19 protein-coding genes are annotated in these 20,439 nt (G+C 36.6%); 5 read left to right on the top strand and 14 right to left on the bottom strand.

Annotated elements, in window-relative coordinates:
- Positions 1-3 precede the first annotated feature (3 nt).
- The 3 genes from FFS26_RS05060 (at position 4) to FFS26_RS05050 (ending at position 2,945) form a co-directional block, all read left to right on the top strand.
- Complete coding sequence (locus FFS26_RS05060) at positions 4-483, top strand: cysteine peptidase family C39 domain-containing protein (RefSeq protein ID WP_171006245.1); 480 nt, start codon at positions 4-6, stop codon at positions 481-483.
- A gap of 4 nt (positions 484-487) precedes the next feature.
- Positions 488-964 carry a DinB family protein gene (locus FFS26_RS05055; RefSeq protein WP_110009138.1) on the top strand — a complete coding sequence of 159 codons (477 nt, stop codon included), beginning with the start codon at positions 488-490 and terminating at the stop codon, positions 962-964.
- Between the two features lie 142 nt (positions 965-1,106).
- Complete coding sequence (locus tag FFS26_RS05050) at positions 1,107-2,945, top strand: M1 family metallopeptidase (RefSeq protein ID WP_137904451.1); 1,839 nt, start codon at positions 1,107-1,109, stop codon at positions 2,943-2,945.
- A gap of 47 nt (positions 2,946-2,992) precedes the next feature.
- On the opposite strand, the gene FFS26_RS05045 is transcribed toward FFS26_RS05050, so the two are convergent.
- Positions 2,993-3,595, bottom strand: a complete 603-nt coding sequence (locus FFS26_RS05045) for a hypothetical protein (protein WP_137904450.1) — start codon at positions 3,593-3,595, stop codon at positions 2,993-2,995.
- A 189-nt stretch (positions 3,596-3,784) separates the two neighbouring features.
- On the opposite strand from FFS26_RS05045, the gene FFS26_RS05040 reads away from it, so the two are divergent.
- On the top strand, positions 3,785-4,543 hold the full coding sequence (locus tag FFS26_RS05040; RefSeq protein WP_137904449.1) for a type III pantothenate kinase: 759 nt from the start codon (positions 3,785-3,787) through the stop codon (positions 4,541-4,543).
- A 67-nt stretch (positions 4,544-4,610) separates the two neighbouring features.
- The gene (locus FFS26_RS05035) at positions 4,611-5,138 is read left to right on the top strand and encodes a GNAT family N-acetyltransferase (RefSeq protein ID WP_137904448.1); all 528 of its coding nucleotides are present in this window, start codon (positions 4,611-4,613) and stop codon (positions 5,136-5,138) included.
- Between the two features lie 68 nt (positions 5,139-5,206).
- Here FFS26_RS05035 and FFS26_RS05030 read toward each other — a convergent pair whose 3' ends face one another.
- The 13 genes from FFS26_RS05030 to FFS26_RS04975 all read right to left on the bottom strand — a co-directional run bounded on the left by FFS26_RS05030 (position 5,207) and on the right by FFS26_RS04975 (position 20,393).
- Positions 5,207-5,638: a nucleoside deaminase gene (locus FFS26_RS05030; RefSeq protein ID WP_137904447.1), complete on the bottom strand. Its 432-nt coding sequence runs from the start codon at positions 5,636-5,638 to the stop codon at positions 5,207-5,209.
- Entirely contained in the window at positions 5,638-6,255 is a 618-nt protein-coding gene (locus FFS26_RS05025; RefSeq protein WP_228449391.1) for a hypothetical protein, read from the bottom strand. The genes FFS26_RS05030 and FFS26_RS05025 overlap by 1 nt, the downstream gene beginning before the upstream one ends.
- A 53-nt stretch (positions 6,256-6,308) precedes the next feature.
- The gene (locus tag FFS26_RS05020; protein WP_137904446.1) at positions 6,309-7,229 is read right to left on the bottom strand and encodes a helix-turn-helix transcriptional regulator; all 921 of its coding nucleotides are present in this window, start codon (positions 7,227-7,229) and stop codon (positions 6,309-6,311) included.
- Positions 7,230-7,343: 114 nt separating this feature from the next.
- Positions 7,344-7,613 carry a hypothetical protein gene (locus tag FFS26_RS05015; RefSeq protein ID WP_062673174.1) on the bottom strand — a complete coding sequence of 90 codons (270 nt, stop codon included), beginning with the start codon at positions 7,611-7,613 and terminating at the stop codon, positions 7,344-7,346.
- A gap of 205 nt (positions 7,614-7,818) precedes the next feature.
- On the bottom strand, positions 7,819-8,073 hold the full coding sequence (locus FFS26_RS05010; RefSeq protein ID WP_137904445.1) for a hypothetical protein: 255 nt from the start codon (positions 8,071-8,073) through the stop codon (positions 7,819-7,821).
- Between the two features lie 175 nt (positions 8,074-8,248).
- Positions 8,249-9,154 (bottom strand): hypothetical protein, encoded by a 906-nt coding sequence (locus FFS26_RS05005; RefSeq protein ID WP_137904444.1) that lies wholly within the window; start codon positions 9,152-9,154, stop codon positions 8,249-8,251.
- A 5-nt stretch (positions 9,155-9,159) separates the two neighbouring features.
- Positions 9,160-11,181: a hypothetical protein gene (locus FFS26_RS05000; protein WP_110008326.1), complete on the bottom strand. Its 2,022-nt coding sequence runs from the start codon at positions 11,179-11,181 to the stop codon at positions 9,160-9,162.
- 72 nt (positions 11,182-11,253) lie between these two features.
- A complete protein-coding gene (locus tag FFS26_RS04995; RefSeq protein WP_110008327.1) occupies positions 11,254-15,075 on the bottom strand; it encodes a hypothetical protein in 3,822 nt (1,273 codons plus the stop codon).
- Positions 15,076-15,081: 6 nt separating this feature from the next.
- Complete coding sequence (locus FFS26_RS22695; protein ID WP_185149758.1) at positions 15,082-17,256, bottom strand: hypothetical protein; 2,175 nt, start codon at positions 17,254-17,256, stop codon at positions 15,082-15,084.
- Between the two features lie 13 nt (positions 17,257-17,269).
- Positions 17,270-18,028 (bottom strand): leucine-rich repeat domain-containing protein, encoded by a 759-nt coding sequence (locus FFS26_RS04985; protein ID WP_171006244.1) that lies wholly within the window; start codon positions 18,026-18,028, stop codon positions 17,270-17,272.
- A 229-nt stretch (positions 18,029-18,257) separates the two neighbouring features.
- Positions 18,258-18,428: a hypothetical protein gene (locus tag FFS26_RS22415; RefSeq protein WP_167497887.1), complete on the bottom strand. Its 171-nt coding sequence runs from the start codon at positions 18,426-18,428 to the stop codon at positions 18,258-18,260.
- Between the two features lie 235 nt (positions 18,429-18,663).
- Positions 18,664-19,701: a patatin-like phospholipase family protein gene (locus FFS26_RS04980; RefSeq protein WP_137904442.1), complete on the bottom strand. Its 1,038-nt coding sequence runs from the start codon at positions 19,699-19,701 to the stop codon at positions 18,664-18,666.
- Between the two features lie 191 nt (positions 19,702-19,892).
- Positions 19,893-20,393, bottom strand: coding sequence for a M15 family metallopeptidase (locus FFS26_RS04975; RefSeq protein ID WP_110008332.1), 501 nt, complete (start codon positions 20,391-20,393; stop codon positions 19,893-19,895).
- Positions 20,394-20,439: the final 46 nt, after the last annotated feature.

Here is a 20,439-nt window from a genome sequence, read left to right as displayed (position 1 = left end):
TTCATGAGCGTATCTTTTATGCTCATGATTTTTTTTGTATCAAGTTGTAATGTAAAAGAAGAACAAAATTTTCCTTTTTACCAACAAACGAATGAAAATAACTGTGGCCCTGCTTGCTTAAAAATGATTTTTGAGTATTATGGAAAAATATATTCAGAAAAGTATTTGGGCGAAATGACTCATGTCAATAGTAATGGAACAACTATGCTTGAATTATCTGATGCCTCGGAATCGCTGGGATTTAAACCTATAGGACTAAAGGTTGATTTTCTAAATCTGAGTAAAAATGTAAATTTACCATGTATTGCTTATTGGAAATCTAAACACTTCGTAGTAGTTTATAAGATAGAAAATTCAAAAGTTTATGTAGCAGATCCAGGAGACACCTTAAAGGTTTATGATAAGGATGAGTTTTGTAATTTGTGGGAGGATCCTCAATATATTGGTGAAAAAACTGGTTATATTTTAGAAATTAATAAATAAAATTATGAGCCAAATCTTACAATTATCAAAAAGATTCAGAGAAGTACTGCTTGACGGTCTCTGGATCGCCAATACCAATTTTAAAGATCAGCTTTCAGAGGTGACCTGGGAACAGGCGGTAACAAAAGTAGATGCTTTGAATACCATTGCGATGCTTACTTTTCACATTGATTATTATATTGCAGGAATCGTTAATGTTTTTGAAGGCGGGGGTCTTGAAATCAAAGACCAATTCAGTTTTGATCTTCCTCCCATAGAATCTCAAAAACAATGGGAAGATCTTTTAAATAAGCTATGGGCAGATTCTGAAAAATTTGCATCATTACTGGAACAAATGCCGGATTCCCAACTGGATGAGGTTTTCGTTGATGAAAAATATGGAACTTACCGAAGAAATATCGATGGAATGATTGAACACAGCTATTATCATCTGGGACAGATTACTTTAATTAAAAAACTGTTGAAAAGCAGATCAAACTAACCATTTATATTTTCCAAAAAAGAATTTAACAATACAGATTAAAACCTATCTAAAACCATAACAAACAGAATAAAACCTCAGAATAACTCCTATTTGAGGTTCTTACTTAAATTAACTACCTTTAGAAAAAATAAAATTTTAAATGAGAAAATCGGCTGCAATCATTTTTGCGTTTATCATTTCACAATTTCAGGCTCAGCAAGGAGCTTATTATCAGCAGGCTGCGAAGTACAAGATGGATATTGATGTCAATGCTGAAAAATTTACCTATCAGGGAAAACAAACTTTAGAATACACCAACAATTCACCCGATGAGCTGAATGTGGTTTATTTCCACTTATACTGGAATGCTTTCAAACCTAATTCCATGATGGATCAGAGAGTAGCTTCACAGGGAAAAAATGGTGATGGGAGACTTCAAAAAGACGGTATTTCAAGACTGGCTTCCATTCCAAAAGACCAGGAAGGTGCTCAGAACATTCACTGGATTAAACAAAATGGGAAAGACCTGAAGTTTGAAGTTCAGGAAACCATTATGAAAGTGTATCTGGCAGAACCAATCAAGCCTAATTCTACGACTACTTTTACAATGGATTGGGATGCTGTGATTCCTATGCAGATCAGAAGAAGCGGAAGAAACAACAGGGAAGGAGTAGACATGACCATGACGCAATGGTACCCAAAAATTGCTGAATACGATTATGATGGCTGGGCCACTTTCGATTATCTGGGAAGAGAATTCCATGCACCGTTCTCCGATTTTGATGTTACCATTAAAATCAATAAAGATTATGTAGTGGGAGCAGGAGGAATTCTGGAAAATCCAACAGAAGTAAAAGGCTACGATGCCAATGCCAAAATAAAAACAGAAAAAGACAAAAAAGCGGTCTGGAAATGGACCGCAAAAAATATCCTTGATTTCGCATGGAGTGCAGACAGAGATTATTCTGTAGAAAGCTTCAATGTTCCGGAAGGCCCGAAAGTATATCTGGTGTATCAGAAAAATGATAAAACGAAAGCATGGGGTGAAGCTCAGCCTTATATCACGAAGTATTTCCAGATCATGAATGCTCACTTCGGAAAATATGTATATCCTACCTATGCATTTATCCAGGGAGGAGACGGCGGAATGGAATACGGGATGTGTACCATGATTTTAGGAGAAGCTAAAAGTGTTAAAGATTTGATGGGATTAATGGCTCATGAGGGGGCTCACTCATGGTATCAGCAGATGCTTGCTACGAATGAATCCGTGCGCCCTTGGATGGATGAAGGTTTTACAAGCTATGCGGAAGGCTATACCATGTATCAGTTATTCCCTGAAGATCTTCCGAATCCTTTTGTTGAAAGATTAGATGCTTATAGAAATTTTGTTAAAAAAGGAATTGAAGAACCTGCCGTTTGGTTAGGTGACCATCATGATAACGGTACATCTTATACCTATGCATCCTATGTCAAAGGAGAGTTGTATCTGGTGCAGCTTGGATATATTATGGGAGAGCAGAATCTTGCCGAAACCTTAAAGCAATATTATGACCAGTGGAGTATGAAGCATCCTTCAGACAGAGACTTCCTTCACATTGCACAGAAAGTTTCGGGGATGGACTTGAAATGGTTCCATAATTACTGGATCAATACGACAAAAACTATCGATTACGGAATTAAGGATGTAAAGTATGATGCGAAATCTACCACCATTACCCTGATTAATAATGGTCAGGTCCCGATGCCGATTGATTTTGGTGTGATGACTACCGATAAGAAAGTTGTTACCTATCAGATTCCGATGAATATGACCCACACATGGAAAGAAAAGGATATTTATGGTGAGTTTAAAACAATGCCTTACTGGCCATGGACTCAGAAAGAATATACCCTTACTATTCCTTACACAAAATCCCAATTGTCTGTCCTGGGAATCGATTTCAGCCAGAGAATTGCAGATGTGAATATGGAAAATAATTTTGTTGAAGTAAAATAATTATAAATATATCACATAAAAATCCACAGATGAGTCTGTGGATTTTTTTATTGTATTCCAAATTGCTGTACCATCCAGTGATTGGGATGATTTTGGGTAAGATCCTTCCTCAAATTTTCATCTTTGGTATTTAGATAACTGTAAACCTTTAAAGGAACAGAATCCGGATATTCTTTTAAACCGCTTGCGACCGTCATTTTCGCTTCTTCTTTTTTTGAGCCGCTATCTAAAGCCTCTGCTTTAAAAATGTAAATGATTGCCGGAAGCTTTCCATATACTTCTTTTGTTTCGCTTTCCAGAAGATGCATAGTTTCTATCTGAAACACCGGATTGGGGCTTTTTCCTTCTGCTACGGCCTGGCTGATATGCTGCTGATACATCAAAAAAAGATAAAGCAGGTGTATATTCTTGGTATTTGAATCAGAAACTGCTTTTCGAAGTTTGTGGGTAAACTCGGGAGTCATTTCATCATTGTCAGCCTGAAGATTTTTTTGATAAAACTCATCCATCAGATCATAAACTGTTTTATCCTGAGTATCAATTTTCGACTGACTCTTTATTTTTTGTAAAATGCTTGCCATTGAATTGCCGGATTGTGCAAAAACAGAGATGCTGAGACATAGTAAAGTACCGAGGATCAGTTTTTTCATGAGTTAATCAGAATAATTATAATGTGTTATTAAATATAGTGATTTGTTCTCAGGAAAGAAAAAATAAGTGTGTCATTGTAATTTAGTTGGATAATGACAGGTTCTTTTTTTTAAAATTATTAAATTTAGTGCCTCAAAAATAAGCAGGATTTCAATTTGTGCAATGAATTTCTTCTGAAAAATATGTCAATGAATTCAATCGTAATAAACGTAGGAAACAGCAATATCAGATTTGGTCTTTTCAATGGCGATAATTGTGATATTTCGTGGGTCGTCAATACAAAACCTTACAGAACAGCAGATGAACTTTATGTACAGATGCTGATGCTCTATCAAACCTATAAAATTGATCCGAAAGAGATTGATAAGGTAATTATCGGATCCGTAGTACCTCAGCTTACCAAAGTAATGAGCTCCGGGATCAAAAAAATTCATGGAACAAATCCTGTGATTGTTGACAGAAATACACCTTCCGGAGTGCAGGCTAAATCCAAGCAGATGGGAACCGATATCTATGCAAACCTGGTGGCTGCACACAATTTGTACCCAAACAGAAAGAAGATTGTCATAGATTTCGGAACAGCACTTACGGCAAGCTGTGTAGCAGAAACAGGGGAGACTTTAGGAGTAATTATCGCTCCGGGAATTGTAACTTCTCTGAATTCACTGATTAACCAGACCGCACAGCTTCCGGATATCGAACTGAAGAAACCAAAATCTGTTTTGGGACTGGATACGGTAACCTGTATGCAAAGTGGTATGGTATATGGTTTTCTCGGAATGGTGGAAGGCTTTGTCAGTCGTATCAACGAAGAAGTGAATGACGATTGTTTCGTAGTGGCAACAGGAGGAGTTTCCCATGTCTATAAACCTCTGACGGATAAGATTCATGTGATGGACAGGCTCCATACATTGAAAGGTCTGTATTTCCTCGGAAAAGATTTATAAATTAAATGATTAAGGTTGAGGTTGAATCCAGCTGATACTTTAGTTCCTCAATCTTACAATTAATATAATGGAAAAATTTCCCATACTACAAACCGAAAGACTGATCCTTTCACAGCTGGAAGAAAAGGATATTCCTTTTATCGTTGAACTTCTTCAGCATAGGATTTTTTCTGATCTTACTTCCAATATTCCTTATCCATATGTGGAAAATGATGCCAGATCCTGGGTGAAAATGTCAAAAGAAGCTTTTGAGAATAATGCAGGATATACGTTTGCGATCCGGAATAAAGAAGGTCAAATCATGGGAGCTATCGGGCTGCATGACAGGGAAGATGATAAAGCTGAACTTGGTTACTGGATAGGAATTCCTTACTGGAACAAAGGATATGTAACCGAGGCTGCAAAAGGGATAATAGATTTTGGCTTTGATGAATTGAAGCTCAATAAAATTTTTGCCACTCATTTCCTTCACAATCCTGCTTCCGGAAGAATTATGGAGAAAATAGGAATGGAGCAGGAGGCTGTTCTGATAAAAGAAGTGAAAAAGGACGGAGAATATTTTGATCTGGTGAGATATTGTATCTTAAAAGACTAAAGAGATTGTCTTACTATTATAAAATTGAAAGCCGGAGAATATCACTATCCTCCGGCTTTTGTTTTTAATTATCTTTTACTTTTAAAAAATTCTTTAACAATAGAAGAACATTCCGTCTCCATGATTCCTGTAATAACTTCTGTTTTAGGATGGAGAGGAAGATGTTTGTTGATAAAACCTCTCTGTTCATCACGCGCTCCAATCACTACCTTCGAGACCTGAGACCAGGAAAGAGCTCCTGAGCACATCACACACGGTTCCATCGTTACGTAAAGCGTACAGTCTTTCAGGTATTTCCCTCCCAGAAAGTTGGCAGCAGAGGTGATGGCCTGCATTTCGGCATGAGCGGTAACGTCATTTAATGTTTCCGTGAGGTTATGGGCTCTTGCAATGATTCTGTTGTTGGAGACTACCACACATCCGATAGGGACCTCATCCTTTTCTAAAGCGGCTTCTGCCTCCTGCAGTGCCATTTTCATATAATATTCGTCGGTAAACATTAGTCTGTTATTGTTAAAGTTAAAGGAAGTTTAAAGCGGTAAATTGTAGGATCACCTTTTATCATTGCAGGAGAAAATTTTTCTGCCAGAGAATATAAAGCAATTTCTGCCTGTCTGTTAAAGGTGAAATTGTCTCCCTGTGCACGGACATTACTGACTGTTCCATCTTTCTCAACAATAAAGTCAACATCCGTTTTTATCATCTTCTCTTTAGAATATACTCCATCCACATACAGCAGGTTGGCTACTTCCTGCCTCAAAGAATTGATGCCTCCGGGATAATCTGCAATTTTTTCAGCATCTGAAAACTTTTCAGATGAGGTGAGCCTGGGATTTTTGATGGTTTGAAGATCCTCCAGATTTCTGACTTTTAATAAAGCTCCGATCAGGGCATTGTTTTCAATGCTATCCATTTTTTTCATGAAAAAAAGGAAGTCTCCCTTTATGGCAGCTTTTTTTACCGTATCGGGTTCTGCATCAAATTTCTTTTTGAACTCTTTATTCAGCATATTTCTGTGCTGGTTATAATAACTCTTTACGAGTCTGAACTCTTCTTTCTGCTGTGCGAGAAAAAAGGAAGAGATAAAGCAGCTGATGCCAATGAATAAAGTTTTCAATAAGGGTATATTTATGTAAATATAACAAAAAATATGAAATATATTCCTGATGATCAGCTTTCAAGATAACGATTCAAAGATTCCTGCAAATGATTGCGAATCTCTTCAACTAATGTTTTCGGTTCCAGAACGGTTACTTCTTTTCCGTAAGAAAGAATCTCCTGCATGAAATCATAAGTAGGGTGGAGGAAGAACTCAAAATAGATCTCTTCCGGTGTTTCTTTGGTCTCTTTCTGAGATTGATGAAGTGGGAAACTTCTGATGTACTCTCCCTGATGGCGGCTGCATTTCAATACAATGTTCTGCGGATTCTGTTCTGTCAGGTTCATCACTCCGAATGCATTTTTAAAGTGCTCTCTGAAGTTGTATTTGTATTTCTCCCTGAACTGATTTTTAGCCACATCAAGATAATTGATCCTGTCAAGCCCGAATGATTTTAAAACTTTGTCTTTGGTATCAATAGCAATAAGATACCATCGGTCTTTAGATTCTTTTAAAGCCAAAGGATGCACTTTTCTGGAGGTCATCAGTTTGTTCTTGTAATTGTAGTGTTCAAAACTTACAACTCTTTTATTTCTGATCGCAAAGAACAGGTCATAAAAATGTTCTACACCGGTGGGTTTTCGGCTTTCAAAAAAGATGAAATCTGAAAAGTCCGGGTGAAGATTCAGGGCATTGCTTACCTGAAAAGATTCGAGTAGTTTTTGATTGTACTCATCCACTTCCATAATCGGGCGGCTTTCGATATAATATCGGTTGTCACCCTTTTTTTTGTTGTGAATAGAAAGGTTAAAAAGATCGGAAATCTCCCGGATATCCCTCTGCAGGGTACGGATAGAGTAGCTCTTGATTCCCGCATCCTGGAATTCAAAAGAGTTTAAAAGATAGTCCTCCAGCTGTGAATAGGTAGCCGGAGAACTTTCTAATCTTTTAATTATTAAGGCATATCTTGTCAGATAAAAATCTTTCTTCATTTCTCTATTTTTAGGGTGCAGCGGAGCTGCGTTCATGGTAAAGTTTTATAGGACAAATATATGCGGTTCATGCGACAAAACGTGTCGTGTTTTATTTTTGTTTTAAATAGACATTTATTTTTGGTCTTCAATAGTGGCTGCCGTAATATACAAAGGGAAACCTTCTTTGAAACTACTTTTTAGATGATTGTAAAAAAGTTGAAAATAATATAAGTTTTTATCTCTGACATTTTCCCGAATATTATAATGATATAATTCACCAAGAAATTCTTTAACATCTTCATAAAAAATAGAACGATTTGTAATAGGATCAAAATGTTCATTTTTGTAAGTTTTCAAATATTCCATAGGATTTTTGGTATGCTCTTCCGGTACTTTTTTCATTGTTTTCAGTACATCTCTAATTTTATTTTCCAGTGCATCAACAACAAACTCCCATGTGTTGGGTTCATAGTAAAAGTCTTTCTTCCCAAAGTCATCTCCTAAAAGATCTTCAAAAACTTCTTTTTTGAAATCAAATTCATTCCATTCAGGACTTTCTTTATAGTCCTCTGTGCGTACATCAAAGCCTACATAGGTACCATCTGGATTATATAATCCATTTTTTTTTTACATCTTTCAAAGAAATTATGATTTTATCTATTTTTTCTTCTTTCATAATAAAGTGATTTTTATAAGTCCCGTTGTATTCTACGTTGTTATGGGCTTTGTATTCTGTGTATTTTTTACCGTTTTTATGATAAGATCTGAACCATCCTTCCTGATATCCGTCTTTATATTCCTCTTCGCAAAAGCTCGCCAGTGTCATAGTATCGTAAAACAATACCTGTAAAAGGGCTGCCATTGTGATAATATATAGGAACTCCTCCGCCATCTAAACGGTTACATGTTAAATCTTTTTCTTTAACTCTCAATACTGCTATATTCTTTAATTACTTCAATATTTTACATGTGATGAATATAGTAAGAATGTGACAGTTTAAAAAATATAAAACCACAGCATTGCTGTGGCTTATATATTATTGATCAAAATATTCTTTTCCTTTTCTGTCTACCCAGCCTATTTTACCGTCTGGAGTTTCAAACCTGGCGAAGGCTCCAAGATAAGGTCCAAGTTTTTTATATCTTGGATCGGTACCTATATTAGGATAGAAGGTAGACAATCCGTCTTTTTCCAGATACAAATAATTTTGATAAGGAATAATTTTTTTATAATGAAATGGAATAATTTCTTTTTGTTCTTTGAAATCCCAAACACCATACTTTCCATTTAATTTAAGTATAATGTATGTGTGTTTTAGAGGTTTGTAAAGAGTTTCTTCAGTATAATCGGGTGATGATGTTTTTTCGAAGTAATCTGAAATATGAGAATTATAAAATGATAAAATCATTAAGTTTTTTTCATTGTTTACAAATCTGGTATCTTTCCCATCTTTAATTATTTTATAATTGAATTCTCTCGGATAATTTTCCTTTCCAAAATATTCTTTACGTGTATATGTTACACCATTATTTGTTATCGTATAGTTTTCCAGAGCTCTGTCACTTTTAACAAATAGATCTTTTTGTGATCCAATCTTCAGTTTAGAAACATCAATTTGTTGTCCTTTGTTATTAAATGTTTTTATTTTATTGTTTTTGGTAATTATTTGAAATATGTCCATTGGAATAAAATATTCATATGCTTTAATATTCTGATCTAAGAGCGTTAAATCATTATTATACAAATCAAATTTATTACCCTTTTTAGCTATTACTAAAAAATCTGTGGAGACATCATCATAAATAGCAGGGACTACATTTTTACCATCTATCCGAACACCATATTTACTATTTTCTTCAAATTTTTCTGGAAGATTTTGAGCTTTAAAGCATATAGTAGTCAATATAGTAGCAAATAGTGTGATTATTAATTTATTTTTCATAATTATTATTCTATCAAACGAAGATAATTATTTTTAACTCCAGTATCAATCATTTTTTTCCATTGCCATTGATAAAAAGATTTATACTCAAACTTACTGTTTCTTGGTGCTGCTTCATTTCCATCTGCATCTCCATATTGAGAATAGTCTAGGAAGTTTTCTAAAGTTTCAGTTTGGGGAAGAACAATTCCTATTTGTTTTTCTTGGCGGGATTTGTTTGCTTGTAAGGCTATAATCTCGTTTCTACGCGTTTGAATAATTGAATTAAATGTAAGAGGAGTTTCTCTTTCTACTCTTTCTTGTTTTTCTTGCTCAGTTTCAGTTTGATCATGTAATACAACAACTTTAGCATCAATATTTTCTTCCATGTGCAAAATAACACTATTAAAAATATTTTTAACTTTCATGTGCTCGTAATACCAGCATTTATCTTCTATATCTTTAATAAAATACACTAAAAAGCTGCTTTCAAAGCTTTCAACTGAAAGTTCTTCCTTCTTTTGTGAAAGGATATCGTATAAACCACTATATATCCAGTCTAGACGAATATATTTTTCATATTCAGAGCTTTTTTGCTTTAATGTTAAGAAGTTTTGTATTTCTTTTTCTTTAGCATCAATTTCTCCCTGTATTCTTTCTACACTACGCTTAGCAACATCTTCCATAGTATGGTTCAGTCCAAAAGCATGTCCTAATTCATGAATAATTAAAGCTTCTGTTTTATCGTCTTGTTTTCTTTCTTTCTCCGCTCTTTTATTGGCTTCTAAGGCGTGGTTGAAAATATGAACGGTACCAAAGCCAGTTGCAGAGAATGCCCGGACATTATCTTTTTCTCCTTTGGTTCTTGCTGATTCGAGATCATTACTATAAAACAAGTAAGTAATATTGTTCTTATTTATAGTGTTGTCTCCTTTGTATTTTTTTTTCAGTTCTTTATATTTTTGATAAGCTTTGTTCACCCTATCACTTTTCCATGCATTTGTTGCTCTTTTTTCTTCGTAAAACTTAGCTGCTTTTTTTAAATCCGAAGTTTTTCCAAAATTAAATTTATCCTTAAATCCTTGAATCATTTCATAAGCAAGAGTCATTAGCTCTTCATTAATGGTTTGTTTTTCTTGTGCGTCAGAATTATAGGCTGCAAATCTTGATTCTATTAAATTATTATAGGCAAGTTTTTGACTCCTATCAAGTCTTAGTTTACCTTCATCTGTAAAAAAAAGCTTTTTGTTCATAAATTCATCTAAAGAAAAGGTAACCGTTTTCGTTGTAGGAGCTAATGTAGCCTGAATGTATGCCTGGTTAAAAGATTTATTATTAAAATATGGTAAAAGTTTGTTCTCAATAAAATCATCATGTTTGGGCAGAGATGCTAACTCTGTACTTGCTTTTTTACCGAAATTGATTAATACTGGCTGAATAGTCGTTCGATAAAGTTTGGAGTTTGCTTTTACGATTAACCTTCCAACAATTTGGTTGTTGTATTTAGCAACAATACTTATGTCATTTTCAAAACTTTCTTTACATTCAATATTGATTTTGAAATACTTTATATTATTTAGTATTTCAGGATCTTTTTTTGTTATATTCAGTTTGGACGTGGTTTTTGAAAATGTTTGAGCATTTTTGTCCCATTCTTTACATTCATATTCTAGTATTTCTTCGCCTCCGGAAGTACCTTTTGCTTTTACATATAAAGAGACCTCGGTCTTAGGCCAAATACTTAAATATGGGCAAACATAGTCGTTTATAGAAATTGCTTTTGCATCTTTTAGTGATTTACCGTTTTTATCAAAATAGTAAATAAAGCTTTTTTGTGGTGAAGTAACTAAACTATATCTGTCATAACCAAATTTTCCGAAATATTGTGAATCCTCATTACCTAATTTATCCTCAATACTTGTTTTTGAACGATAAAAAGTAACATCACCTTCAAGCTTATATTTTGAGTATTTCCTTCTGTCTGTTTTATAAACATCCACATCTGCCACACCAATCTTTGCTAGGTTTCTAATATCTATATTTTTCATTTTTTAAGATTTTTGAAATTAAAAATTGTAAAAAAATAGCGGTGATATTTCACACCGCCATTAAGGTAAATTCTATCCGACAATTGTGGTAGGCAATGTTGTAGCTCCGTCACTATGTGACAATTGTGCATCTTCATCCAATCTGAAGCTTGTTTCAAACTCCAATTCTGATGGGTTTTCACAATTCTCAGGGGCATTTTCCGGGAAAATTGGTAATGGCTGATTTACCGGAAGTCCTGTGGATTTGTCCTGAAGGATCGTTAAGGTAGTAGGGATTCTGGTAATCCAGTATTTACCCTGAGGTTCTCCGGTAGGCTGTCTCATTTCGTCTACGATACTCATGTACATTGGGTCGCCGATTACCGGAACAGAACCGCCATTCCAGATCAATCCTGTTTCAAGGAAGAACTGAACAGCTGCTTCGAAACCTGGTTTTACGGTAACGATAATCCTTGCCATACCTGCCTGCAGGAAACTTCTGAACAATGGGTCCATACTTTCGCTGATATAGAATTCCTGCCAGCTCTTACGGTTAGCCCAATAGTAAGGATAGAAGGTGTAATCCATGATTTCCCATTCGAATGCCTGTTCCATAAACTTGGCAAGGGCTGTATATCTGTCCAGATTTTCATTCAGGTATACCTGGAAATTATCCATGGTTGTTTTCTCATCGGCACCGTTAGTTGTTTCCTGGCCTAATGTATAAAGGTAATCCTGTAATAAATAAGCGATACAGTTGTGCTTTAAGACATCATGTTCCATATAACGGTAGAAAGTATCCTGTCTTTCTTTAAGCTGAGCTTCTTTTTCTTTTTGCTCTGCATCCAGCCTTGCCTGATCTTCCTGGAATTTGGCATAAGCAGCTTCATAGGCTTTAATAATATCATTAAAACTGTCTGTTTTCCACTTGTTGATAAAGGCATCGCTCAGCTCACAGTTCACAACAACTTTGATGGTATAACTTCTTACGTTGTGGCCCTTCACCTGGAAAGATACATTACCTGTGATATTGAAACCAGATGACCCGTCGTCAAAATTAAGGTCTCCACCACGTTCAGAACGGCCAATCATATCTCCTTTTAAGTTAGAGAACATCACTTCAGAATAACGTGACCCTGACCATCCACCACCTCTGTTTCTGGTTGATCTGCAGGCAAAGCTTGCATTTTTTCCGGCATAATTGTCCGGGATGGTAAACTGTGTATAGTCAATTCCAAAATCATCATTTGTCTGAGGAACGCTGGAAGCTGTATGAATTACTTGTTTGGTTGCTTCCGGGAATGCCTCTAAAGTTACTCCGTATTCCTGAGCCCAATGCTGGATCTGTACAATCGTTGCCGATTTTGGATCTGCCATTAACCATGGTTCCGGTGCTTTTCTTGGATCTACAGGAGCTTTAAGTACCTGAGCTTTGGCAACAGTAAGAGCCAGACGGTGTAATCTTGAAGGTTCAGGAACCATAAATTCAAACATTGTACGCTTACCATAGTTGTAGATCTGGTTTTTCATTTTCTTGTCGATCCATCTGTAAACTCCGGTAATGTGTTTAGGCTGTGCAGCTTCAGCATTATCAGTGTTGGTTACCTTTCCTCTGTTATCATATTCATGAACATTGGTTTCCGTATATTCCTTGATGATTTTCTGTACTCTTTCTTCTGAAATTTTAGTAAGAACTCTTTCCATTGCTCTTTCTGTAATTTCCTGAGATTTCATTACAGCTTGTCTTGTACTGTCGTGCTGTGCTGAGTTATTGGCATAATCTGCTCCGATTTCAAACTTCATGGCACTGTCATTTCCATAGCTGAATCTTGTGTAGGCAGAAATACTTTGCTGCTTTTCAATTTCTTTCGCAACTTCGGTCTGCATATCCGTTCTGGAAGTTTTGGAAGTGTCTGACATCTTCTCTGTTTCCTGAGATTTGGAAGTTGTATCCGTGATTTCAGAGTATTCTCTGGAAACGGAAGACTTATGTCTCAGTTCGCTTGCCATAACGTTCTCAATATTGGACACTTCTCCCGGAACATAAGCATGAACACTTTGCACGACTTTCATATAATCTGCTACACCCAATCTTTTGATCCCGAAATTTTTTCGTTTTTGGGTTGTAACTGGTTCAGGTGTACCCGGGTTTTCAACTGCTGCACGCTTCAGAGTCAGCATTCCGGTAAGGTTTAAGTCTTCTTTCAGATATTGCGTGGCAATCTCTCCATAAGCCTGGCTTCCGTTATCAAAAATAATTTCTATTTTGAAACTGAAGCTGGTTCTGAATCTGTTTACCAAAGCCGCAGGTAAGGTAATTTTATTATCAACTACAGAAATATTGCTGTAATTTTCTTCGAAAGTTCCGGCAGCATCTGTTGTAGCTGTAATTTTAGCATTGGCAACGCTCCACGAAACATCTTCAACTTCAAAAGAAAAATTAACAAATCCTCTGCTGCCTGCTACTACGTAAGCGCTGTGAGCATATAAGCTGTATGCCATCGGTGTTCTGGCTGTATTCTGAATAAGAGGTATTGAAGCTCCGCCGATATTGGCATACTGTTGTTCCGGAAGAGGACTATTTTGAAGTGCCGTCTCCATGGAAGCAGAGATATTGTTTCTTACAACAAGTAAAGCATCAGCATAGCTTTCAATCTCATCATCAAGAACAATGGTCTGAGCACCCATTCTTAAGGTGTCGTGCGAAAGGATCTGAAGGCTGTCTGTATCTTCTGCCACAGAAGTTAGGCTGGTTGTGGATTCACCGAAAAGTTCCACAAAAAGGTCGAAAGATTCCGGAGAAAGCTTTGCCTGCAAATCTTCCAAATTGATTTCATTTTTGTACGTAAATACGAAAGGAGCAACTTCATATTCTTTCAAAGTGCTGTAAAGACGTTCTTTTTCTTCTTCGGACATGTCCGGAGTGATTTTACTGTCTACTTCGGCCAGCTTTCTGTCATACAGTTCCAAACGTTCTTTGTTTTCTGCCATATATTTGGAATACTCGTCCTGGTAAGTCTGATATCTGGATTTATGGAACTTTTTCTGAAGTTTTTCCAGTTCGGAATTCAGTGTGTTCAGAGATTCTTTTCTGTGGACCGCTTTGCTGGATACAAAAGAAGCTCTTGCTTCAGACTCTAATCTTTGAACCGTTCTTGCTGCCAAAGCCGGTTCGTAACCTTCAGCGTTTGCAGATGAAACTAAAGATGCCGTTTCTGTATCCTCTGAAAATAGAATGGTAGGAAGTATAATTTTTCCATCCATTGCTTTTTCCAATGGTTTTTCTCCATTAATTTTGATGATTTCCTGATCAGTAAGGTCCTGATTGCTGGCAAAGCCAAGCTGAATAGCCATTAAAATGTGGCTGATGGCTTCTTTAATATAGAAATCTCCCTGGGTAACAATCTGATAAATATAATTATTCCAAAGCTGGGAAAATATAGCAATTCCTTCTGCGTTCAGCTGTCTGTTGGTATTAATAAGGCTTTTGTAATAATCCGTAACGAACGTCCAGTCAGCGCTTTCTAATGTTTCTTTTTTAGAAAGCTTTCTTCCGATCATCAGAAGGTCTTTAAATGCTCCTTCTTCGATTTTCTTCTCGCTTTCGAATCCGGAATTGTTAAACTCACCGGCAGCCCTTTTCATAGCTGTAAATTTTAAAGTTTTGGCAGGTCTTCCAACGACTGCTGTATCAAAGACACCGGTTACTCCTTTAGGTCTGTGGATAAATCCTAAGTTTTTGTCTTTAATTTCTGTTAATTGCGGGTTTCTCAGACTTACAAATCTGAAAAGTGATTGTGATGCGTTATTGGTATTCATAGGGTTTGTTTCTTTGTAGTTAATAATTCCTTCTCCTATTAGGGATTTTCCGACAGTAAATGCTGATTTTACTGTTGATGTATTATTTGTTGACATGGTTGATTATTTTTTTGTGTATTCAAGGGTTAGGGTAAATGAATTGATAAGAGAATAATTGTAATCAGTTACATTCAACAGCTCAATAATGGCTCTTTCTCTTTCGATTGTGATATAGGCTTTTGTTCTCCATTGGTTGCCTGCAAATGCTGCTTTAAGATCAGCCCATTCTGTAAACATTTCGTTGGAGATAATGGTTTCAAGATCCGGGAATTCAGGTGTTAAATCGATTTCACCTGTTCTCGGAATCTGATTCAGATACAGGGTCTTTTTATAAACAGGCTTACCGTTAATCCATTTTCCGCCTGTCAGCTCTTCTTTGGTACTGTAGGAATGCTGTTTGTCTGCATATTGTTTCTGGATGTAATCATTTTCCTGGGCATTGTCTCCAAAATAAGTTTTAGAACTTAATCCTCTGGCATCTGTTGTTTCATGCTCTATAAGCACAGGTTCATCTATGTTCGGACTTGCAAAAATTCCTTTTACACCTCCACCGTTTGTCTGTCTTAAAGCGGCACCTACACCACTCAGCATCAAACGTGAGCCCTGTCCATAAGCGAAAACACCATTTTCTTTACTTACATCTACACTGGAGGCATTTGTTCCATCTAAATTGCCTGAAAACATCATTACAGATTCAGGAAATAAACCGAGTGCACTTTTTACACCATCAAGTTCATTAGTTCTGTAAATGATTCTCTCTTCCGGGTCTTCATCTGTAAACTGGATATTACCTGTCACTGGAGCTCCCGTCCCAGTTCCTGTTAATGAAATGAAATCAGTAAAGTCTGATAAGTTTTTATATCCAAGTACATTACCGGCGTTCAGAACCGCTACTTTTGTATAGGTGTTATCCGCTAAAGGTGTTCTTTTTGCAGAAACCACAGCATCAAAATCCAATGTTCTTGCAGCAAAGTCTCCACCAATTAAAGGCGTTACAAAATCATGGCGTCTTGCTACCGGATTGGATTCAATCACCAGTTTGTTGAAGGTTGAACCTCCTAACGGGGCATTACAGCCGATAACGACATTGTTGTCACCCCAAACCCCCATAGCATGTGTAGTGGAGGCGGCATTATATCCAACAAAAGTATTCGATCCCCATGCACCCGAAGTTGTCGCTTTTCCATGAATATTTCCCGCAAAAGCACCTAAAAAGGTATTCTGGGTTCCATTAGTTAAGGAATAAGCGGCTCCAAGCCCAAGCGCAGTGTTATTAGTTCCGGCAATATTTTTGTTTCCTGCCTCATCTCCGATATACGTATTTCCATTTCCTGTTGTTGTTTCAGTTCCCGCCTGTGTTCCGAAAAAAGCATTGAAATTACCTGTTGTAAGTTTAGTTCCGCTTGAAACACCCGTTGCGGTATTCCATCTTCCCGTAGTGGTTTCATTTAAAGCATAAGAACCAAGTGCTACGTTATTTGCTCCGGTGGTTAATTTTGATAATGTATTATAACCAATTCCCAATCCGTAGGCTCCGGTGTGATCCGTATTCAAATTTCCAAACCAGAAGGAATACGTTGTAGGACTGAAATTGATTTCGCCTGCTCTGCCCTGGCTTGGCTGAAAAATAATAGGTTTGGTTGTTCCGTTACCTCTGTCGATGACATTTTGTAAATTATCATTCCCGCTAAAAGTGGGTTTGTCAGAAAGGTCATTATAACTGCCTGTTACAGCTACTTTTTTCAGGATAACTTTTTCCTGTCCTTCCTGTGACAATGTAACACTTCCATCTGCATTGGTGGTGGGAGTGATACTGAATTCCGAAAGATTAATCTGAAAGGCAGAGCCATCATTCTGGGTAATGGTAATAATATTTTGAGAGGCATCATATGAAGCATTCTCAATACTGATATCACGGGTTACCAAACTGCTTAAATCTACCGATTTACTTTGCTGGACACCATTCTCACCTGTATAAAATACCGTTAAGATATTTCCATTTAATTGCGGAGCCTGAATAGCTGTCTGCGTTTCAATTTTTTCTTTCCAAAGCTGAGCATTCTGCGGATTTATATTGGATGCATTTGCATCTGCTTTTTGTGACAGATCATAATCTAATTGAGCTGCAGGAATCTTTTCATCTTTGTGCCAGTATGAATCATGCCACTCCCAAAATTCTTCCTGTACCGGGATATCTCCGTTTTCGAAATATTTTTTTAATTCTTGTTTTGTTTTCATTTGCTTAAAAATTTTAATTGATGAGTTTTCCTCCCACGATTTCCACTGTGCTGTCAAAAGAATAAGGTAAATAGGTCGTTTCAGGGCCTAATGTTACTTTTGTAAGCTGGTTAACTCTGAAAGCATTGTTTTCAATTTTGAGTACACTGGCCGGAATGGTTACTGAGGTGAGTTGATTGCTGACAAAAGCATCCGAGTGAATTTCTGTTACTCCATCGGGAATCTCAACAGATGTCAGCTTATTGGCAGAGAAGGCTCCTTGTGAGATAATCGTTATTCCTTTGGGAAGGCGAACTTCTTTCAGTTGATTGGCTGTAAATGCCTGTATTCCAATATTGATAACGCTGTCCGGAATAAATAAAGACGTCAATCTGTTATTGTAAAAAGCCCAATTGGGGATTTCGGTTACCTTTGGAGGAATTGTAAAGGTCGTTAAGCCGCCGTTACTAAATGCGCTTTCCTGGATAGTTGTTACAGAGTCAGGGATTTCTACGTCAGTTACCTGCAGACCTGCGGTGAAATTTTTGGGAATAGTGAGTGTTCCTTCTTTTATCACAATTTTTCTTTTTGAAAAGAAAGCCAGTGAAGCATTTTTATCAGCATCGATTTCAGCATAGAGTATGTTGAAAGTACCATTCTCCAGACCTGCAACTTTCTGCATGTCAATTTTTTCATCCTTATGCCAGTAAGAGTCCTGCCATTCCCAAAAGTCTTCCTGTTTTGGAATATCTCCATTTTCAAAATAGAGCCTGAGTTCTTCTTTTGTTTTCATAAAACGTTGTGTGATTTGTTGGTTAATAAATTGATTATATGTCCTGTATTTTGGTATAACAGGCTTATGATTGCTATATTTTAAGACATAGTTCTGGCTGTCCAGCATTTTGTGAATGGTGAATTCAAAGGGGTTCGGGGTTGTTTAATGAGATTGCTGTGCGTATATTACAGAGATTTAAAGGTAATGGCGGACAGCGTCAGAACTTGTCGTGTTTTTTTAATTTTATTTAAAAAATATCTTCTTCAGGTATTCCTTTTTCAAAATCTTCTCTGAAGAAGTTTTCAATGTCATTGAGATAGTTTTCATAATCCATCTCAGCATTTTCGATATCACTCCATTCTATCGTATAGAGATCTTCATCGATGAGTATATCTGTATTGTGATCTGGTGTTTCCATGTTTTGTGTGATAAGGTGTTGGTTATATTTTTTTGAACATATTTCAGGCTGTTCAGCATAGGGAAATGTTGAATTCAAAGGCTTCTTAAAGTTTTTTAGATTGTTGTTCTGTGTCTTTTTTGATACTCCAAAGGTAGTGGAGCGAAACGACAAAACTTGACGTGTTTAAAAAAGATTTTTTAATTTTTAAATATAATCTTAATAACTTATATAAGGTAGTTATAAGGCAAAAAGCTTATATTTTATTTTTGATGAGTTTCTGAACAATCTGGTTCAAAGTTTCTCGGTTATCATCAATATAGCTCAGTCCGGCCTGTATCAGATTCTCAATATTGGATCTTCTTACATTATCCATGGCGGGAGAAGCATTTTTCAGTGAAGGATTCAGACGATAATAATTTTTTTGATTTCTAAGTCCCAGAGTCTGAAACATCTGTTCCAGCTGGTAATCTACTGTTTCCGCATTGGCAGACATCAAAATGTCAACAATAGGGCTTACCCAGCCAATTTTTCCTGCTTTTTCCAGTCTTTTAAAAGAGTAGGGCCTTGCTTCGATCCCTGTTCCGATGGAAACTATTATCATATCGTTTACCGTGGGACGGTTAGCTTTCTGATGATTTTTTAAAACTTCTGCAAAAGGAATCTTTCTGGCCTCTGCATAAGCACACAATGCGGGATTATTGGCAAACATACCGCCATCAATCAGACTGAAAATCTGGCCATACATTGATTTAATCTGAACAGGACTGAAATACGTAGGAGCTGCTGAAGTCGCTCTGCAGATATCTCTTACATAGAAATTGTCTGTGCTGAGGTTGGCTTTCCAGGAGTTGAAAAGCTTTGCTCTTCTGTTTTCTATATCATAACTTGTTATCAAACAGGGTTTTATTAATTCTTTTAATTCTAAATTTCCAAAGAAATCATGTAAATTTTTTTCCAGAGCTTCCTGGGAAATTTTTTCATTCAATAATCCGAATGGATTAACCAGTTTTTCCCAAAAGGAAACCTGGAAGATGTCGCCGCCCTTTTCAGCATATAATTCTAATCCTTTCTGAATAGAATATTTTGCTTTTCGGGTTTCATCAGGAGAGAGAATAATAGAAGCAATCAGACCTCCGGTGCTGCTGCCAGCTACCAGATCAAAATAATCTCCCAGCTTGGCGGAAGGCTTATCATAATACTGGAGCTGTTCTTCTATGTAACGCAGAATAATGCAGGTTACAATTCCCCTTATTCCACCTCCGTCCAAAGAAAGAATGGTTGTCTTTTTCATGTGATATTTTTAATGGTTTGTTAAAAGGACACATGCAATCTTACATCTACAGAATCTGTTTAATATTTTAAAAATTGTGGAGATTCCATACTTAGATTTCATTGCTTTTTTTGTTGTTTTCTTATAAAGCAAAGGTAGTCTGGGGAAGCGACAGAACGTGTCGTATTATATTTAATTTCAAATAAATGAGACTAAAAAATAACGTAATTCTGCTGGTCTTTTGGCATCTTCAAAAGCGTTCTCCAGCTGGTTTTTACAGGTCCTTTTTTAGAGGGAATTGTCTTTTTTTCAAAGTGGGGAAGGTCTTTAAATGTTTTCCAGTTTCCGCCCCAATCCCAGCCGTGGCGGGCAAAGATTTTTACACATTCGTACCAGTCTGCAACGTTGTCATTATCCCAGTCTTTTGCCGTATCCCAGCTTGCTGTTTTTCCGTCAATCATAAGACAGATATCTACTGCAAGGCCATAGTTGTGAATGCTTTGCCCTGCCTTGGCATTGGTTACTTTTTTTCCTGAAGTAATTCTTCCGATTGCATAAAGCTTTTCCTGCTCTTCAAAAGATCTTAATCCCTGAGTGATCCGCACTTTGGCTCTTCCGGTAAGTGCTTCATCACATTCCTGTATAATTTGCTTCACTTCATCTCTTACCAACGGGTGAAGTTTCTGAATCCGTTCTAAGGTTACTTTGTCCATATTTCTTATTTTCTTGTAGAACAAAAGTATAGCGCGGATGCGACGA

Source organism: Chryseobacterium sp. 2VB (genome assembly GCF_005503635.1).
Classification (GTDB): Bacteria; Bacteroidota; Bacteroidia; order Flavobacteriales; family Weeksellaceae; genus Chryseobacterium; species Chryseobacterium cupriresistens.
This window is presented reverse-complemented; position numbering and strand designations above follow the sequence as displayed.

What these genes read in the sequence shown, in the direction of transcription:
- FFS26_RS05060 (WP_171006245.1), top strand. Translation starts at nt 4, where the DNA reads ATGAGCGTATCTTTTATGCTCATGATTTTTTTTGTATCAAGTTGTAAT.
- FFS26_RS05055 (WP_110009138.1), top strand. Translation starts at nt 488, where the DNA reads ATGAGCCAAATCTTACAATTATCAAAAAGATTCAGAGAAGTACTGCTT.
- FFS26_RS05050 (WP_137904451.1), top strand. Translation starts at nt 1,107, where the DNA reads ATGAGAAAATCGGCTGCAATCATTTTTGCGTTTATCATTTCACAATTT.
- FFS26_RS05045 (WP_137904450.1), bottom strand. Translation starts at nt 3,595, where the DNA reads ATGAAAAAACTGATCCTCGGTACTTTACTATGTCTCAGCATCTCTGTT.
- FFS26_RS05040 (WP_137904449.1), top strand. Translation starts at nt 3,785, where the DNA reads ATGAATTCAATCGTAATAAACGTAGGAAACAGCAATATCAGATTTGGT.
- FFS26_RS05035 (WP_137904448.1), top strand. Translation starts at nt 4,611, where the DNA reads ATGGAAAAATTTCCCATACTACAAACCGAAAGACTGATCCTTTCACAG.
- FFS26_RS05030 (WP_137904447.1), bottom strand. Translation starts at nt 5,638, where the DNA reads ATGTTTACCGACGAATATTATATGAAAATGGCACTGCAGGAGGCAGAA.
- FFS26_RS05020 (WP_137904446.1), bottom strand. Translation starts at nt 7,229, where the DNA reads ATGAAGAAAGATTTTTATCTGACAAGATATGCCTTAATAATTAAAAGA.
- FFS26_RS05015 (WP_062673174.1), bottom strand. Translation starts at nt 7,613, where the DNA reads ATGAAAAAAGTACCGGAAGAGCATACCAAAAATCCTATGGAATATTTG.
- FFS26_RS05010 (WP_137904445.1), bottom strand. Translation starts at nt 8,073, where the DNA reads ATGGCAGCCCTTTTACAGGTATTGTTTTACGATACTATGACACTGGCG.
- FFS26_RS05005 (WP_137904444.1), bottom strand. Translation starts at nt 9,154, where the DNA reads ATGAAAAATAAATTAATAATCACACTATTTGCTACTATATTGACTACT.
- FFS26_RS05000 (WP_110008326.1), bottom strand. Translation starts at nt 11,181, where the DNA reads ATGAAAAATATAGATATTAGAAACCTAGCAAAGATTGGTGTGGCAGAT.
- FFS26_RS04995 (WP_110008327.1), bottom strand. Translation starts at nt 15,075, where the DNA reads ATGTCAACAAATAATACATCAACAGTAAAATCAGCATTTACTGTCGGA.
- FFS26_RS22695 (WP_185149758.1), bottom strand. Translation starts at nt 17,256, where the DNA reads ATGAAAACAAAACAAGAATTAAAAAAATATTTCGAAAACGGAGATATC.
- FFS26_RS04985 (WP_171006244.1), bottom strand. Translation starts at nt 18,028, where the DNA reads ATGAAAACAAAAGAAGAACTCAGGCTCTATTTTGAAAATGGAGATATT.
- FFS26_RS22415 (WP_167497887.1), bottom strand. Translation starts at nt 18,428, where the DNA reads ATGGAAACACCAGATCACAATACAGATATACTCATCGATGAAGATCTC.
- FFS26_RS04980 (WP_137904442.1), bottom strand. Translation starts at nt 19,701, where the DNA reads ATGAAAAAGACAACCATTCTTTCTTTGGACGGAGGTGGAATAAGGGGA.
- FFS26_RS04975 (WP_110008332.1), bottom strand. Translation starts at nt 20,393, where the DNA reads ATGGACAAAGTAACCTTAGAACGGATTCAGAAACTTCACCCGTTGGTA.